This window comes from Streptomyces chrestomyceticus JCM 4735, assembly GCF_003865135.1.
In the GTDB taxonomy this organism is placed as follows: domain Bacteria; phylum Actinomycetota; class Actinomycetes; order Streptomycetales; family Streptomycetaceae; genus Streptomyces; species Streptomyces chrestomyceticus.
The window spans coordinates 7971353-7988678 of the sequence record NZ_BHZC01000001.1; the positions used below are offsets into that span (position 1 = coordinate 7971353).

A 17326-nucleotide genomic window follows, 5' to 3' on the forward strand; every position below is an offset into this window, starting at 1 on the left:
CCGCTCGTCCCCGCCGCCATGACCCTCACGCCCGCCGCCACCCTTCCGCTGATCGTGGCCACCCCGCTGCTCGGCGCCGCCTTCCTGGTGGCCGCCGGCCGCCGGATGCCGCGCCGGGCCGCCGAGACCGCGGGCACCGTCTTCGCCGCGGCCACCGCCGTCCTCGCCCTCTCCGTCCTGCTGCGCGGCACCGCCCCGGACGCGCCGGGCGCACGCGCCGTCGCATGGCTGGGCGGCTGGCACCCGCACGGCGGCGCGGGCGTCGGCATCGTCCTGGTCGGCGACCGGACCGGCGTCGGCCTGGCCGCCGTCACCTCGCTGCTCGTCGTCGCCGTCCTCGCCTACTCCTGGCGCTACTTCGACGAGCCGCCGAACCGGCAGGCAGGCACCTTCCCCGCCCTCGTCCTGATCTTCCAGGCGGGCATGTGCGGCTTCGCGCTCACCGGCGACCTCTTCAACGCGTTCGTCTTCTTCGAGCTGATGGGCGTCGTCGCGTACGCCCTCACCGGCTACCGCGTCGAGGAGAAACGTGCCGTCCAGGGCGCCCTCACCTTCGGCGTCGTCAACTCCCTCGGCGGCTACGCGACGCTGCTCGGCGTCGGCCTGCTGTACGGACGGACCGGCGAACTCGGCTTCGCCCAGATCGGCGCCCGGCTGGCCGACCGCCCGGGTGGGTCCGACGGCGGCGCCTCCGGCGGCCCCGACCTCCTCGTCCTCACTGCCTTCGTCCTCGTCCTGACCGGCCTGCTCGTCAAGGCCGCGGCGGTCCCCTTCCACTTCTGGCTCCCGGACGCCCACGCGGTGGCCCCCACCCCGGTGTGCATGCTGCTGTCCGGGGTCATGGTCGAACTGGGCGTCTACGGCACGGCACGCGTCTACTGGACGGTCTTCGCGGGCCCCGGCGGCATCCCCACGGCCGACGCGCACCGGATGCTGCTCACCCTCGGCACGCTCACCGCCGTCGTCGGCGCGTTCATGTGCTGGCAGCAGCGCCACCTCAAGCGGATGCTGGCGTTCTCCACCGTCGCGCACACCGGCCTGTTCCTGGTCGGGCTCGCCGTCATGACCCCGGAGGGCACGGGCGGTACGGCGCTCTACGTCCTCGCGCACGCGGGCGTGAAGGCCGCGCTGTTCGCCGCCATGGGCATCCTCCTCGACCGCTACCGCAGCGTCGACGAACTCGAACTCCACGGCCGCGGCCGGGAACTGCCCCTGGTCGGCGTGGTCTGCGCGGCCGGCGGACTGGCCCTGGCCGGGCTGCCGCCCTTCGGTACGGGACTGGGCAAGGCCGTTACCGAGGAAGCGGCGGGCGGCTGGCAGGCGGCCCTGTTCGTGGTGGTGTCGGCGGTCACCGGGGGAGCGGTGCTGCGCGCCGTCGCCCGGATCTTCCTGGGAATGGGAGTACGGCCCGAAGCCGCCGGTCAGGCGGAGGCCCGCGCGGACGAGACCAGCGGCACGGACGAGGAGCCCGAGACCGCCGGCCCGCTGAGCCGCATTCCGGACACCATGCTGGCGGTCCCGGTCGTGCTGCTGGCGGCCGCCCTGGCCGTCGGTGTCGTGCCGGGGCTGCACGCGGCGGTCGGCCGGGCCACGGACGCCTTCCTCGACCGGGCGGGCTACGCGGCCGCCGTCCTGCACACGCCCCCGGCCGCGTCCGTACCGTCACCCGGACCGCACTGGTCCGTGGCGGGCGTGGGCCTCGGCCTGCTGTCCGCCGCCCTGGCCTGCCTCCTCGCCAGGTGGGCCGTACGCCGCACGGGCCCGGCCCACCCCGCCCGCTGGGCCGCCCCCGTGCGCCGCCTGCACTCCGGCCACATCGGTGACTACGTCGCCTTCGTCCTGGCAGGCATCACCCTCGTGGCGGCCCTCCTGCTGCCGTCACTCCACTGAGGCTCCGGCAGCGACTGCCGGAGCCTCAGCAGCACTCGCCCCTCAATCCTTCCGGTACGCGTACGCCTCCCCGGCAGCCGCCGCGACCGCGTCCACGTCCGCCCCCGTCGACGCGGTCACCACGGCGGCCACCGCGCCCTCGACGAACGGCGCGTCCACCAGCCGGGTGCCTTCGGGCAGCTCGTCCCCCTCGGCCAGCAGCGCCTTGACGGTCAGGACGGCGCTCCCGAGGTCCACCAGGACCGCGACGCCCGCGCCCCGGTCCACCTCCCGGGCCGCCTCGGCGATCAGCTCCGCGCTGGTCCCGAGGCCGCCGTCCGGGGTGCCGCCCGCCGCCGCGACGGGCGCCTTGACGTCACCGCCCGCCAGCCCGGTCGCCAGCCGCGCCACCGACTCGGCCACCGGCCCGCTGTGCGACACCAGCACGATGCCCACGTAAGAAGTGTCCGGGCCGCTCACTTCGCTCCCTCCCCGTCGTCCGCGGTCTGCGCGAGCGCCGTGAACAGCAGGGCCGACGAGGTCGCCCCCGGGTCCTGGTGGCCGATGCTGCGCTCCCCGAGATAGCTCGCCCGGCCCTTGCGGGCCTGGAGCGGCACGGTGGCCTCGGCCCCTTGTACGGCCGCCTCGGCGGCCGCCGCGAAGGACGTGGCCAGCGCCTCCACGGCGGGGTTCAGCGCGTCGAGCATCGTCGCGTCACCGGGCGCGGCCCCGCCCAACTGGGCGACGGCGTCCACCCCGGCGCGCAGCGCCGTCCGCAGCTCGTCGGCGGTGACGCTGCCGGCCTCGCCGAGCGCCTTGCCCGTACGCCGCAGCAGCGTCCCGTACAGCGGTCCCGACGCACCGCCCACGGTGGAGATCAACTGCCGTCCGGCCGTCGTCAGCACGGCGCCGGGCGTCTGCGGCGGCTCGGTTTCGAGGGTCTTGACGACGGCCGCGAAGCCGCGCTGGAGGTTGCTGCCGTGGTCGGCGTCGCCGATGGCGGAATCCAGGTCGGTGAGGCGGGCCGCTTCCCGGTCGACGGAGGCGGCGGCCGCCGTCATCCAGCGCAGGAAGAACCCGGCATCCAGTGCCGTTTCGGACACGAACTGCTCCTCTGGTCGTACGTGCGCGTGCGACGTCCCGGCACAGGCTCACCTGCGCGGGTGAACGTCTCCACCAGTGTGTACGCCCACCAGTCTCTCCGCCGTACCAGCGTCTCCCCGCATCGGCATCGCCCGCGCGCCCTCAGCGCCCCCACCGCAGCGCCGCGGTCTGCACCGGCGCGTCCCACAGCCGCAGCATCTCCGCGTCGGCCTGGCACAGCGTCACCGAGCAGCCGGCCATGTCCAGCGAGGTGACGTAGTTGCCGAGCAGCGTACGGGCGACCGGCACACCCCGCTCGCCCAGCACCCGGTGCACCTCGGCGCCGAACCCGTACAGCTCCAGCAGCGGTGTCCCGCCCATCCCGTTGACCAGCGCCAGCACCGGCTGCCGGGGGTTCAGGTCGGCCAGCACCGCGTCCACCGCGTAGTCCGCGATCTCGCGCGCGGTCATCATCGGCCGCCGCTCCCGCCCCGGCTCCCCGTGAATCCCCACGCCCAGCTCCAGCTCACCGGCGGGCAGGTCGAACATCGGGCCGCCCTTGGCGGGCGTCGCACACGCGCTGAGCGCGACGCCGAAGCTGCGCGACGACTCGACGACCCGGTTCGCCAGATCCGCCACCCGGTCCAGCGGCGCGCCCTCCTCGGCCGCCGCCCCCGCGATCTTCTCCACGAACAGGGTGGCCCCGGTGCCCCGGCGCCCGGCCGTGTGCAGCGAGTCCGTCACCGCCACGTCGTCGTTGACGACCACGCTGGCGACCCGTACTCCCTCGTCCTCCGCCAGCTCGGCGGCCATCTGGAAGTTCAGCACGTCACCGGTGTAGTTCTTCACGACGAACAGCACGCCCTCGCCACTGTCCACCGCAGCGGCGGCCCGCACCATCTGATCGGGCACGGGCGAGGTGAACACCTCACCGGGACAGGCGGCGTCCAGCATCCCCGGCCCGACATACCCCCCGTGCAGCGGCTCGTGCCCACTGCCCCCGCCCGACACCAGCGCCACCTTCCCGGCCACCGGCGCGTCCCGCCGCACCACCACCCGGTTGTCGACGTCCACCACCAACTCGGGATGGGCCGCGGCCATCCCGCGCAGCGCGTCGGCGACGACGGTTTCGGGGACGTTCATGAGCATCTTCACGGGGGCTCCTCGGCTGCTCGAAGGAATCGACGGTGATCTGAGACGGTGCAGGTCAGAGGTGGCGGGAAGGCCGGTTGACGCGGACGGTCCCCGGCGGTCTCCGCCCGCAGCCTACGTGCGGGCGTACCACCGGTCGAACTCCTCGACCGTCGAGGCCCCGCCGTCCAGCACGGCGCGGTAGACCTCGTAACTGGGCACCCGCCCGCCGCCGTCGGGCCGCAGGGCCAGTGCCTGTTTGATCCGCAGGATGCGCGCCCGGTGGGCGTCGGTCAGCCTCGGTGGCAGCGTACGGACATGTGCCAGGTCGGGCTGGCGGTCGGGCTCGTCCACGAACCAGATGTCCAGGGTCCACTCCCGCCCGGCGGCGGAGCGGTAGTCGACCTTGAGGTACAGCCCGTCCGGATAGCCGGGGTCGGTGTTCCAGTGCCCGGTGTCGTCGCGGAAGCACACCTGCCGCACCCGGTCGTGCACGGCCAACCGGGCCCCGGCCTCGGCCACCGCCCGCTTGGTGCGGTCCGTCAGCTCCGGGCAGATCACCGTGATGTCGAGATCCGGCACCACCATCAGCCCCAGTGCCGCGCTCCCCACCCGGACGGCCTCGCCCTGCTCCGACAGCAGCCGCGCCAGCCCCAGGTCGGCACTCACCGCGTCGGCCTCGGCCTGCAGCTCCGCCTGGCGTGCTGCGAGCTGTTCATCGCTCAGCTCACGGTCATTGTCACGGTCCACCGACGCGTTCACGCTCACCCTCTCCTCGGTACCTCGACCGGTCCGTTCTACACGAGGCGACGGTTCAGCCCGAAGGCCCCGACCGCGCTGCGGTCGGGGCCCTGGCCTGCGGTGCGGGCGTGGTCAGCCGACGCGGGCGCTCAGCGGCACGGGCGTCAGGCGGCCGATGGCGGCCGAGCCGTCGTCGGACTCGGTGCCCGGCTCGGCATCGGCCAGCGCGCGGATGCCGATGGTGTAGATCAGCGCGGTCTTGTCCGTGCTTCCGGTGTTGACGTGCGGGTTGGAGGAGATGACCAGCGTCCGGCCGCCGTCCTCCAGGCGGGTGTCGAGGTTCCCGGTGACGGCGGGCTGGACGTAGTAGTAGCCGTACGAGGCGCCGCCGGTGAATGCGAAGCCCGTGGGGGCGGTGAAACGCTGCTCGATGGTGCCGGGGTTGACCGGCTGGTCGTTGAGCGAGCGGATCTCCAGGTTGAAGGTGGTGGACTGGCCGGGGGCGGCCTGCGGCACGCTCTCCTGGTGGGCACGCAGCGCGGTCTCGTTCTGCGCGGAGCCGGTGACGGTGCCGGTGAGCTGGACGGGCGTGTGCCTGCCGATGCTGGCCGAGCCGTTCTGGAAGGTGCCGGCCGCGGCGTCCGGCCGGGCCTGGATCGGGATGGTGTAGTACAGCGGCCCGGTGTCGCTGCTGGTGGTGTTGACGTGCGGGTTCGCGGTGACGATCAGCGTCCGGCCGCCGTCCTCGATGCGGTAGTCGAGGTTGCCCGAGACCACGCCCTGGGCGGTGTTGTAGTAGGCGTAGGTGGGCTGGCCGGGGAAGGTGAAGCCGCTCGGCGCGGTGTAGCGCTGGACGATGTCGCCGGGGTTGACGGGCCGGCTGCCGGCCGCGTCGAACTTCACATTGAATGCGGTGCGTTGACCAGGAGCCGCCTGGGGGACGGTGTCCTGGGTGATGGTCAGCGCCCGCTCGTCGGTGGGCGGCTGCGGCACGACGACGATCACCGGCAGCGTGTAGGTGTTGTCCTTGAGGTTGAGGTCACCGCCGTACTGGATCTCCAGGGTGGAGGTGTACTGGCCGGGGGGCGTGTCGCCGGGGACGGTGATGCGGAACACGCCGTCGAGCGAGCCCTGCTGGGGCTGGAGCACCTGCCCGGGGAAGGTGCGGGTCAGGCGCTGCCCGGTGGTGCCCACGGGGCCGCGCAGCCCGTCCGCGAGGTTGAGGACGACGGTGACGTACTGGCCGTCGGCCGGGTTGGGGCCGCGGTTCTTGATCCGGGCGCCGAGGTCGAACTCCTGGCCGGTCTGGACGGAGGGGGAGCTGACGACCTCGCCGTACAGGTCGGCGGTGGGTGGGGGCGGCGGGGTCATGGTGGCGACGGAGGTGACGCCGCGGACCCGGTGGTTGCTGCCGTCGGCGATGTAGAGGTTCCCGGCACGGTCCAGCGCGACCGACCGGGGGTAGTACAAACGGGTGGAGGCGGCCGGTCCGCCGTCGTCGACGTATCCGGCGGTGCCGTTGCCCGCCACGGTGGCGATGGTGCCGTCCGAAGCGACCGTGCGGATGCGGTGGTTGTCGCTTTCCGCGATATAGAGGTGGCCCGCGTCGTCCAGGCATACGTCCAAGGGGCCGCTGATCGATGTGGCGGTGGCGGGCCCGCCGTCGGAGACGTAACCCGCGGTGCCGTTGCCCGCGACGGTGGTGATGATGCCGCGGGTGTCCACCTTGCGGACCCGGTGGTTACTGTTGTCCGCAATGTAGAGGTTTCCGTTGGCGTCCGCCCTCAGCCCCGCGGGATGGTAGAGCTTGGTCGCGGTGGCGGGCCCGCCGTCCGAGACGTATCCGGCCTGGCCGCTCCCGGCGACGGTGGTGATGATGCCGCGGGTGTCCACCTTGCGGACCCGGTGGTTGTTCCACTCGGCGAAGTACAGGTTCCCCTGGAGGTCGACCGCCACTCCGGTCGGGGTGTTGATCGGGGTGGCGGTGGCGGGCCCGCCGTCGGAGATATATCCGGCGGTGCCGTTGCCCGCGACGGTGGTGATGACGCCGGCCGTGTCCACCTTGCGGATGCGGTGGTTGTCGAGATCCGCGATGTACAGGTTGCCCGCGCCGTCGACCGCCACGGCTGCGGGGCTGTAGAGCTTGGTGGCGGTGGCGGGTCCGCCGTCGGAGACGTATCCGGCCTGGCCGTTGCCTGCGACGGTGGTGATGATGCCTTGCGGAGTCACCCTGCGGACCCGGTGGTTGCCCCGCTCGGCGATGTAGAGGTTGCCGTTCTTGTCCAGGGCCACGCCGTGCGGCCAGTTGAGCTGGGTCAGTGTCGCGGGCCCGCCGTCGGAGAGGTACCCGGCGGTGCCGTTGCCCGCCACCGTGGCGATGCAGCCTTGCGCGATGCCCGCGGGCTGCGGCCCGCGTCCCGGACTGCTCGTGGTTGTCATGGGAACTCCTTCCCTGGTCAGAGCACGCGGCCGGACAGCGGTACGGGCGCGAGGCGGCCGATGACGGCCTGGCCGTCGTCGGACTGGGTGCCGGGTGTCGCGTTGGGTAGGGCGCGGATGCCGATGGTGTAGATCAGCGCCGTCTTGTCGGTCGTCCCGGTGTTCAGGTGCGGGTTGGAGGAGATGACGAGGGTCTTGCCGCCGTCCTCCAACTGGCCGTCCAAGTTGCCGGTCACGTACGGCGTCACGAAGTAGTAGCCGTACGAGGCACTGCCGGTGAACGCGAAGCCGCTGGGGGCGCTGAAGCGCTGCTCGACGGTGCCGGGGTTGACCGGCTGGTTGCCCAGCGACCGCAGTTCCAGGTTGAACGTGGTGTGCCGGCCCGGCGCGGCCGCGGGCACCGACTCCTGCACCACCCGCAGCGCCGTCTCGTCCTGAGCGGTCCCCGCGATGACGCCGGAGAGCTGGACCGGGGTGTGCCGGCCGACGCTCGCCGAGCCGTTGTCGTACCGTCCGGGCTGGGCGTCGGCGCGGGCTTGCACCGGGATGGTGTAGATCACCGAACCGGTGTCGCTGGTGGTGGTGTTGACGTGCGGGTTGGCGGTGATGAGCAGCGTCCGCCCCTCGTCCAGGATGCGGTGGCTCAGGTTCCCCGAGATGACGCCGTGAATGGTCTCGTAGTACGCGTACGTGGGCTGGCCGGTGAAGACGAACCCGGTCGGTGCGGTGAAGCGCTGGACGATCGTGCCGGGGTTGACCGGCTGACCGGCGGGCGCGGTGTACCGCAGGTTGAAGGCGCTGCGCTGGCCCGGCGCGACCTGCGGCACGGTGTCCTGGAAGATCGTCAGTGCGGTCTCGTCCGCCACGGGGTCGGGTACCACGACCGTGACCGGCAGGGTGTACGCGTTGTCCTTGAGGTTGAGGTCGCCGCCGTACTGGATCTCCAGCGTGGAGAGGTACGTGCCGGGCGGGGTGGTGGCCGGTGCGCTGACCCGGAACACGCCGTCGAACGTACCCTGTTGGGGCGGCAACTGCTGCCCGGAGAAGGTGCGGGTGAGCCGTCGGCCGCTGGTGCCGGGGCCGCCGACGAGTCCGTCGGCCAGGTTCAGTACGACCGTGACGTACTGTCCGTCGGCCGGGTTGGGGCCGCGGTTACGGATCCGCGCGCCGAGGTCGAACTCCTGGTCGCGCTGCACGCGGTAGGGGCTGACGACCTCGCCGTACAGGTCGGCGGCCGGCGGGGGCGGCGGCGTCATCTGTGCCACGGCCGTCACGCCGCGCACGCGGTGGTTGTGGCTGTCCGCGATGTACAGGTTGCCGCTCCGGTCCAGGGCGATGCCGTAGGGGTGGAACAGCCGGGTGCCGGCGGCGGGTCCGCCGTCGTCCACGTACCCGGCGGTGCCGTTGCCCGCGACGGTGGTGATGATGCCGTCCGAGGTGACCTTGCGGACGCGGTGGTTGTGCCCGTCGCCGATGTACAGGCTGCCGGCCTCGTCCAGCGCCAGGCCCCACGGGTAGTGGAGGCGGGTGCCGAGGGCGGGTCCGCCGTCGGAGACGTACCCGGCGGTGCCGTTGCCCGCGACGGTCGTGATGATGCCGTTCGGGGTGACCTTGCGGATGCGGTGGTTGTGCCGGTCGGCGATGTACAGGCTTCCCTCGCCGTCCACCACCAGCCCCATGGGGTAGTGGAGCCGGGTCGAGATCGCCGGTCCGCCGTCGGAGATGTATCCGGCCTCGCCGTTGCCCGCGACGGTGGTGATGATGCCGTTGGGAGTGACCTTGCGGACCCGGTGGTTGCCGTAGTCAGCGATGAAGAGGTTGCCCGAGCGGTCGACGGTCAGCGCGTGGGGATAGTAGAGCCGGGTGCCCAGGGCCGGTCCGCCGTCGGAGATGTATCCGGCCTCGCCGTTGCCCGCGACGGTGGTGATGATGCCGTTCGGGGTGACCTTGCGGACCCGGTGGTTGTTGGTGTCCGCGATGAAGAGGTTGCCCGCGTCGTCCACCGCCACGTCCGAGGGATAGTGGAGCCGGGTGGCGAGGGCGGGGCCGCCGTCGGAGATGTATCCGGCGGTGCCGTCCCCGGCGACCGTGGTGATGGTCCCGTTCGGGGTGACCTTGCGGATGCGGTGGTTGTACCGGTCGGCGATGAAGAGGTTGCCGTTCTTGTCGACGATCACCCCGTGGGGGTAGTGGAGCCGGGTCAGCGCGCCGTGCCCTCCGTCGGAGATGAATCCGGCCACGCCGTTGCCCGCGACGGTGGCTATCGAGCCGTCGAGCAGGCCCGCGGGCTGCGGGCCGGTACCGGTGCTGGATGCGGTGGTCATGATCGCTGCTCCTGTCGGTGGGTCAGAGGACGTGGGCGGACAGCGGTACGGGTGCCAGGCGCCCGATGACGGCGCTGCCGTCGGCGGGCCGTGCGCCGGGTGTCGCGTCGGGCAGGGCGCGGATGCCGATCGTGTAGAGCAACGCGGTCCGGTCGGTGGCGCCGGTGTTGACGTGCGGGTTGGACGTGATGACCAGCGTCCGGCCGCCGTCTTCGAGCTGCGTCTGGAGATTCCCCGTGACGGCGGGCCGGACGTAGTAGTAGCCGTACGAGGTGCCGCCGGTGAACGCGAAGCCGGTGGGGGCGGTGAAGCGCTGTTCGATGGTGCCGGGGTTGACCGGCTGGTCGTCCAGCGAGCGGATCTCGACGTTGAACGAGACGGGGTCGCCCGGTTTCGCCTCGGGCACGCTCTCCTGGACCAGGCGCAGCGCCAGCTCGTCCTGGGAGTCGCCGGTGACCTCGGCCGAGAGCTGGACGGGCGCGTGCTTGCCGACGCCGGCGCTGCCGTCGTGGTGGACACCGGGCCGGGCGTCGGCGAGGGCCCGTACCCCGAGCGTGTAGACGAGCGGTCCGGTGTCGCTGGACGTGGTGTTGACGTGCGGGTTGGCCGTGATGAGCAGGGTTCGGCCGGCGTCCTCGATCTCGTACGGCAGGTTTCCGGCGATCACACCGTGGATGGTGTTGTAGTAGCCGTACGACGGCTGGCCGGTGAAGACGAAGCCGGTGGGCGCGGAGAACCGCTGGACGATGACCCCGGGGTTGACCGGCTCGCCGATGGGCGAGTCGAGGACGACGTTGAACTTGGCCGCCTGGCCCGCCGCCGCCCGAGGGACGCTCTCCTGGCGGATCTCCAGCGCGGTCTCGTCCGTCACGGGAGCCGGCGCGACGACCACGACGGGCAGGGTGAAGGTGTTGTCCTTGAGGTTGAGTTCCCCGGCGTACTGGATCTCCAGGGTGGAGGTGTACGAGCCGGGAGGCGTGGTCTCGGGCGCGGTGACCCGGAACACCCCGTCCAGCGAGGCGTACTGCGGGATCAGCCGGGCGCCGGGGAAGGTGCGGGTCAGGCGCGGTCCGGTGGTGCCGGGGCCGCCCACCAGCCCGTCGGCCAGGGTGAGGACGACCGTGACCTGCTGCCCGTCGACGGTGGACGGGCCCCGGTTCTTGATCCGGGCGCCGAGGTCGAACTGCTGGCCGCGCTGCACGGTGTGCGGGCTGACGACCTCGCCGAAGAGGTCGGCGACCGCGGGCGCGGCGGGGTCGTACCGGGTTGCTCCGACGATCTTGCGGATGCGCTGGTTGCCGCCGTCGGCCACGTACAGGTCACCGGCGTCGTCCAGGGCCAGCGTGGTGGGGAAGTAGAGCGTGGTGGTGTCGGCGGGCACCCCGTCCCCCTCGTAGCCGCCCGTGCCGGTGCCCGCGAGGGTGACGATGGTGCCGTCGGTACGGATCTTGCGGATGCGGTGGTTGCCGCCGTCGGCGAAGTAGAGGTTGCCGTCGCCGTCCACCACCGAGCCCTCGGCGCCGTTCACCCGCGTATCGGTGGCCGGGCCGCCGTCCCGGACGTAGCCGGGTGACCCGTTGCCCGCGATGGTGGTGATGACGCCTTGTGTGTCGACCTTGCGCAGCCGCTGGTTGTCCTGGTCGCCGATGTAGAGGTTGCCGGCGCTGTCCACGCCCAGTCCCTTGGGGCTGTTGAGCCGGGCGGCGGTGGCCGGCCCGCCGTCCCCGCTGAACCCGGCCGTCCCGGAGCCCGCGACCGTGTGGATGATGCCGTCCGCCGTGATCTTCCGGACCCGCTGGCCGAACCGCTCGGTGACGTACACATTCCCGGCCGTGTCCACGGCCACGGCGAAGGGATAGCTGAGCGAGGCGTCCACGGCGCGCCCGCCGTCCCCGCCCGACCCGCCGCCCGCCACGGTGGTGATGACTCCCTGCGGCGTCACCTTGCGCACCCGGCAGTTGCTCCACTCCGCCACGTACACGTTGCCGGCGTCGTCCACCTCGATGCCCAGGGGCTGGGCGAGCTGGGCGGCGGTGGCGGGCCCGCCGTCCCCGCTGAATCCGGACGTGCCGGTTCCGGCGAGCGTGATGATGACGCCGTCGGTGCCGACCTTGCGGACGCGGTGGTTGTCGACCTCTGAGACATAGAGGTTCCCGGCCCGGTCCAGGGCGATCCGCGGGCCGTTGAGTTCGGCCCGGACAGCGGGGCCGCCGTCCCCCGCGAAGCCGGCCGCACCGGTGCCGGCGACCGTGACGATCGTGCCGACGGGCACGTGGGCGGAAGGGGTCATCACGTCTCCTGATCAGTGAGGTCGGACGGCCTGGGGGCCAGGCCCAGCAGCCAGCCGCAGGCGGCGGCGCAACGCCGGGCGGCCCGTCCGTCGCCGTACGGATTGGGCCGGGGGAAAGACAGATCCGGCTTCCTGACGTCCAGCACCCCCTCGCGGGCGAATTCCTTTTCCGCCGCCGCCACGATCTCCGTCTCGTCCGTACCGACGAGCCGGGCCAGCCCGGAATCGACCCCTTCGGTTCGCTCGGTGTTGTCCCGCGTCACCAGAACCGGCAGCCCAAAGGCCGCTGCCTCCTCCTGAATTCCGCCGGAGTCGGTGATGGCCAGAACGGAACGGGACAGGAGACGGGCGAAGGCGTCGTACGGAATGGGGCCCGGCAGCCGGACATTGGGCCGGTCCCGCAGGGATTCCTCGATCGCGGTACGGACCGAGGGATTCATGTGCGCGGCGACGACGAACGTCACGTCGGGATATTGCCGGCTCAGTGCTGCCACCGCCCGGCCCACCCGCCGGATCGGCTCGCCCCAGTTCTCCCGCCGGTGCGCGGTCACGACGACCAGCGGAGCGGAATCCTGTTCGATTTCCCGGAGTTCGGGTACGGTGCGGTGGCACGGATTCCGGCTCGCGGCGACGACGGCGTCGATGACGGTGTTCCCCGTCACCACAATCCGGTCGGCCGCCACCCCCTGGGCGCGCAGGTTCCGGCGGGCGGCCCGGGTGGGCGCCAGGTGGAGATCGCTCAGCTCGGCGATCATCCGGCGGTGCGCCTCCTCCGGGAACGGGCTGCGCGCGTCGCCGGAGCGCAGCCCCGCTTCCACGTGCACGACAGGGATTCTGGCGAAGAAGGCGGCCATCGCCCCGGCCAGGGCGGACGAGGTGTCTCCCTGGACGAGCACCGCGTGCACGTCGGTCGCGCGCAGCCGGCTCCCGAGGCTGCTGAGCAGGCCGGCGGTCAGCTCGGCGACCGGGGCCGGGCCGCGCGCATTCGCGGGCGGGGCGAGTTCCGCCTCGGGGCGCAGCCCGAAGCAAGCAAGGGTGTTCCGTACGACCGTGCCGTGCTGGCCGGTGGTGAGCACGGTCGGCTCGGCCCACCGCGTGCGCTGCAATTCCCGGACGACCGGGGCGAGTTTGACGGCTTCGGGGCGGGTGCCCACGACAATGGCGATGCGCTGGCGGCCGCTCAATGCCGGGTTGTTTCCGTGGCAGGGGCAGGAAAAAGGATCAGGCGCATGGAGACACCGTTCATCGCGTCGGTATACGACAGGTTCACGTAAGGGCGAGGCGGTCCTCAGACGTTGAACAAGCGACGTGTTACACCTGTTGCAGGTGATGGCGCGAGGGAATGCAGGGGTGATCCGGCAATCGTTCGCGTCCGCTGACGCTAGGCGTAGGAACATGTCGTGGGCAATGGTTCCGGAGTCATGTGATTGGCCGGATCGGCACAATGTGTCTGTTGAGGGAATGTAAAAACCCAGGTGTCCCAGGCCGCCCGTGGTTTCTCACTTCCTTGCCATCGACGCAAAACCGTCTCTGCCCGTCTCCGGGCATCGTCGGAACGCTACGGAGGGGTCTGGCCATCGCCCGCCTGATCATTCACAGTGGTCACTGCCTGCCCCCGCCGTCCGCCCCACCGCTCGCCCTGGTGCCCGGCCCGCGCACCCGCCGGCCCGCGCCCACCCCGTCATGCCCCGTCCTGCCCTGGTCCTGCCCTGCCGCCCGGAGGTGCCGCCCTTCCATGTACCTGGGACCCACCTGGCCGTTGGCCGGCGGCGTGGCAGCGGCACGCGCCGGAGCGTCCGGTGGACGGGGAGTCCTCACCGCCGCCATCGGCGCGGCCGTGGTACCGCTGGGTTTCGTCCTGGGACGGGAACTCCAGCGCAGACTGGGCCGCGGCGCCCGGCCCGTACCCGTGCCCGTGCCCGTGCCCGCACCTGTGCCCGTACCCGAACCGAGGCGTGTGTCGCCCGTGCAGCCGTCCCGGCCCGGCCGCCCGACCACACCCATCCGCCCCCGGCCGGCTCTCCCCACGCTCGCCGGAGCCGCCATGCCCCGTCGCTACAAGGGGCCACAAGGGGAGGCGCCCAGATGACACACGCCCGCATGAAGCCCGCCCGCATGAAACATGCCCAGATCAAGCACGCCGCGATTAAGCATGCCCAGATCAAGCACGCCCTGCTCAGGACCGTCGACGCCGTCGGCAGCACCGTCATCGGGCTCTCCGCCGGCTACCTGGCCCTGGCCATGGGCGCGGGCCTCCTCGAACTACGCCGTCAAAGAGCCGCGTTACGGGTCCAGGGCGACACCTCCTACGGCCGACCGCACCTCGGCCGCCGCGACCACCACCACCTCTACGTCCTCGTCCCCTGCCTCAACGAGGAGTCGGTGATCGGCACCACGGTCAGCGGCCTCCTCGGTCCGCGTACCACCGTCGTGGTCGTCGACGACGGCTCGGACGACGCCACAGGGGCAGTCGCCGAGCAGGCGGGGTCGGCGGCCCGCGCGGCCGGCGAACAAGGCGAAGTGACCGTACTGCGTCGCGAGATGCCCAACGCCCGGCAGGGCAAGGGCGAAGCCCTCAACCACGCCATCCGCGTCGTGCGCGAACGCGTCACTGCACGCGGCCAAGACCCTTCACACACCGTGGTGTGCGTCATGGACGCCGACGGACGCCTCTCCGACCGGGCGCTGTCCCACGTCATGCCGCTCTTCGACGACCCACGGGTCGGCGGGGTCCAGCTCGGCGTCCGCATCCGCAACCGCCGCGCCAATTTCCTGACCTGGTTCCAGGACTACCAGTTCTGGGCGATGGCCGCCGTCACCCAGTTCGGCCGCAACCTCACCAGAACCGTCAGCCTCGGCGGCAACGGCCAGTTCACCCGCCTCTCCGCCCTCGACGCCCTGGGCGAACGCCCCTGGTCCCAGTCCCTCACCGAAGACCTCGACCTGGCCATCAGCCTCGCCGTACGCGGCTGGCGCCTGCGCACCACCGCCCACGCCTCCGTGGACCAGCAGGGCGTCAGCGACCTGCGCCGCCTGGTCCGCCAACGCACCCGCTGGTACCAGGGCCATATGACCGCAATCGGCCGCATGGGCGAGATCTGGCACGCCCCGCGCATGGGACACCTGGCGGCCCTGGAGATGTTCGCCTACCTGCTGGTTCCATGGGCGCTGGACCTGCCCTGGTCCCTCCTCTTCCAGTACTGCCTGTACTTCTTCCTCCGCAGCCCAGACGTCCTGGTCCTACGAGGCAAACCAGCCACCGCCATAAACGAAACCTGCCTACGCCTCCCTCTCAACCTCCTGGCCTGGTACCTACTGGCCTTCGCCCCCGCCCTCCTGACCTCCTGCACCTACCTACGCCGCGACAAAACCGTCGGCCTACCCCGCGCCCTACTCCTGGGCCACTCCTTCGTAGTCATGAACTACATGTCCTTCCTCTGCGCCTGGAAAGCCCTCTTCCGCATGCTGCGCGGCCAAACGGGCTGGACGAAGACGAGCCGGGAGGTGGAGGGGGTGGGGGTGGAGGCGGTCGCTAGAGGCGTGCCTTCATCAGCCTGAGGGGGTACGGGCGGAGGTATGGCTGGGCGCGGAGCTGGGGTTGATCAGCCAGGGTGCGCCTCGCACGCACGGGGACCAAGCCTGGCAGCGCGCGGCGCGCACGATGTACGCGGGACCAGCCCTGCACGCGCGGGACCACGCGAGGTGCGGCGGAGGGCGCCTGTGGCGCGGGGCCAACCCCGCACGCGCGGGGGCCACGCGCCGGGCCGGTCGTCCAGGTGCAGAGCGAGGGGACCACCCCCGCACGCGCGGGGACCACCTCCCCCCGGGGTCCCCCGGTTTTCGGGGGAGGGGACCTCCGCACGCGCGGGGACCACTGCCCATGACCTCCTGCAGCGCAGAGAGGATCGGGACCACCCCCGCACGCGCGGGGACCACTCGTCCCCGATCTGCCACGAGCCGAGCGGCGCGGGACCACCCCCGCACGCGCGGGGACCACAGGCCCGCAGCCGCCGCTGCGTTGATGGTGGCGGGACCACCCCCGCACGCGCGGGGACCACGACCTGGCAGCCGAAATCCTCGCCGACGGCACGGGACCACCCCCGCACGCGCGGGGACCACAGGCCGTGACCTGCGCATCTTTCAGCGGAGGTGGTGGTTTTTACTTACTTCTGTGGGATCCGGCATACCTGGCATTCCTTCCAGTGTTGACTGGCTGCTCCGCTCGCGCAGGTTTTGAGTTGCGACTGTCAGGGATCTCAGGGGACAGGCTAAGGCGCATCAACAAGGCAATGGCGAAAGCACACGCATTGACCCGTCTCGCTCCCCCCAGAACGCAGAATCGACAGCACGCTCAAGGCGTGCGAGCGTCCTCTTCGTGAGCTGGTGGCGCTCACCCCCGGCGACAGCTCCGCCGCTTCGCCGATCCCTCATGCCACAGTGTCGATCTTGGATGCGCACGCCGCGCGTATCACGGTCAACCGCGCGATTGCCTCCCGGTACGCCGGCGCGCCGGGGTTGGCGATCGCCTCCGTCACCAACGCCTCCAACGTTCGGAGCCTCGCGGGCGGGAGGACGAACGTCCCGTACAGGTGGAAGCCGGTCTCCACCTTGTTGCGGAGGGTGCGGTGGAGGTCGTCCCAGGCGTCCTCGGCGGCGTTTCGGAGCTGGTCGTGGTCTGCTGCCGCGCCGCGGGACAGGCGGGTCAGGCACCGTTCCAAGTTCTCGGCGCGGCCGTCCAGTTGTGTGGCCAGCTTTCTTACGCGTTCGAATACCTTCTTTGACGAGACTACGAGTCCGATCACCACGCTGAGGCACGCCGCGAAGACCGCGGGCGCGTAACGCCCGGGTACGGGCAGCGTGCGTATCAAGCACACGGCCCCCACCGTGCCGCAGCACATCGCGGCCACCTGGAGGGCCGCTGCCCACGTGAGACGTCCCCGTAGACGCTCGTAGGCGAATGACGTGGGTTCCCGTATCCCGCCGCCTATGTGGAAGATCCAGATCATCAGCAAGGCCGAGCCGGCCGTCATGGGGTCGTCCGGCAGGAAGCTGAGTGCTGCTGCCACGACCAGGCCGACGGCCGTCACGTACGCCGTCATCGGTACGAATGTGATCACTCGGTGCCAGGTCTCCGAGCGAGCGACGAACCACGGCGCCGCGATCCAGTACGAACCGAACAGCAGGAGAGCCGAGAGGGCGGCCAGTCCGCGGAACAGCGGTAGGGAGGTGGTGTCGAGGGCTATCGCCGTCAGGGCGAGGACGGTTGCGGTGCCGGCCGCTCCGGCCAACGGGCGCCAGAGGGCAGGGCGAGCCCCGGGGGTTACGGGCTCAGATGTCATGGAGGTCTCCTCGCGTCGGCAGGTGCTGGATCGCTTGGTGCCTGTCACCGAGGAAACCACCTGCCACTGACAATCCGAGCCCACCGTCCGAGCCCGGCCCGGCATCCAGA

At 71.6% G+C, this 17326-nt stretch carries 11 protein-coding genes; 2 read left to right on the top strand and 9 right to left on the bottom strand.

What is annotated here, in order from left to right; genetic code table 11:
* The first annotated feature begins 18 nt into the window (after positions 1–18).
* Positions 19–1890: a complex I subunit 5 family protein gene (locus EJG53_RS35090; protein WP_125049800.1), complete on the top strand. Its 1872-nt coding sequence runs from the start codon at positions 19–21 to the stop codon at positions 1888–1890.
* Positions 1891–1932: 42 nt separating this feature from the next.
* On the opposite strand, the gene dhaM is transcribed toward EJG53_RS35090, so the two are convergent.
* The 8 genes from dhaM to wecB form a co-directional block, all read right to left on the bottom strand.
* Positions 1933–2349 (bottom strand): dihydroxyacetone kinase phosphoryl donor subunit DhaM, encoded by a 417-nt coding sequence (dhaM, locus tag EJG53_RS35095; RefSeq protein WP_125048276.1) that lies wholly within the window; start codon positions 2347–2349, stop codon positions 1933–1935.
* Positions 2346–2930 (bottom strand): dihydroxyacetone kinase subunit DhaL, encoded by a 585-nt coding sequence (gene dhaL, locus EJG53_RS35100; RefSeq protein WP_125049801.1) that lies wholly within the window; start codon positions 2928–2930, stop codon positions 2346–2348. Before dhaL ends, dhaM begins: the two co-directional genes overlap by 4 nt.
* A gap of 184 nt (positions 2931–3114) precedes the next feature.
* Positions 3115–4101, bottom strand: coding sequence for a dihydroxyacetone kinase subunit DhaK (gene dhaK, locus EJG53_RS35105; protein WP_125049802.1), 987 nt, complete (start codon positions 4099–4101; stop codon positions 3115–3117).
* A 117-nt stretch (positions 4102–4218) separates the two neighbouring features.
* Positions 4219–4845 carry a hypothetical protein gene (locus EJG53_RS35110; protein ID WP_244955469.1) on the bottom strand — a complete coding sequence of 209 codons (627 nt, stop codon included), beginning with the start codon at positions 4843–4845 and terminating at the stop codon, positions 4219–4221.
* A 111-nt stretch (positions 4846–4956) separates the two neighbouring features.
* Positions 4957–7263, bottom strand: a complete 2307-nt coding sequence (locus tag EJG53_RS35115) for an NHL repeat-containing protein (RefSeq protein WP_125048278.1) — start codon at positions 7261–7263, stop codon at positions 4957–4959.
* 17 nt (positions 7264–7280) lie between these two features.
* Positions 7281–9587 carry an NHL repeat-containing protein gene (locus EJG53_RS35120; RefSeq protein WP_125048279.1) on the bottom strand — a complete coding sequence of 769 codons (2307 nt, stop codon included), beginning with the start codon at positions 9585–9587 and terminating at the stop codon, positions 7281–7283.
* A gap of 22 nt (positions 9588–9609) precedes the next feature.
* Positions 9610–11877, bottom strand: coding sequence for an NHL repeat-containing protein (locus EJG53_RS35125; RefSeq protein ID WP_244955470.1), 2268 nt, complete (start codon positions 11875–11877; stop codon positions 9610–9612).
* The gene (gene wecB, locus EJG53_RS35130; RefSeq protein ID WP_167515214.1) at positions 11877–13061 is read right to left on the bottom strand and encodes a non-hydrolyzing UDP-N-acetylglucosamine 2-epimerase; all 1185 of its coding nucleotides are present in this window, start codon (positions 13059–13061) and stop codon (positions 11877–11879) included. The genes EJG53_RS35125 and wecB overlap by 1 nt, the downstream gene beginning before the upstream one ends.
* A 931-nt stretch (positions 13062–13992) precedes the next feature.
* Between wecB and EJG53_RS35135 the strand changes: the two genes are divergently transcribed.
* On the top strand, positions 13993–15435 hold the full coding sequence (locus tag EJG53_RS35135; RefSeq protein WP_244955471.1) for a glycosyltransferase: 1443 nt from the start codon (positions 13993–13995) through the stop codon (positions 15433–15435).
* A gap of 869 nt (positions 15436–16304) precedes the next feature.
* Here the strand turns inward: EJG53_RS35135 and EJG53_RS35140 are convergent.
* Positions 16305–17216, bottom strand: a complete 912-nt coding sequence (locus EJG53_RS35140) for a hypothetical protein (RefSeq protein WP_125048281.1) — start codon at positions 17214–17216, stop codon at positions 16305–16307.
* Between the last annotated feature and the right edge of the window lie 110 nt (positions 17217–17326).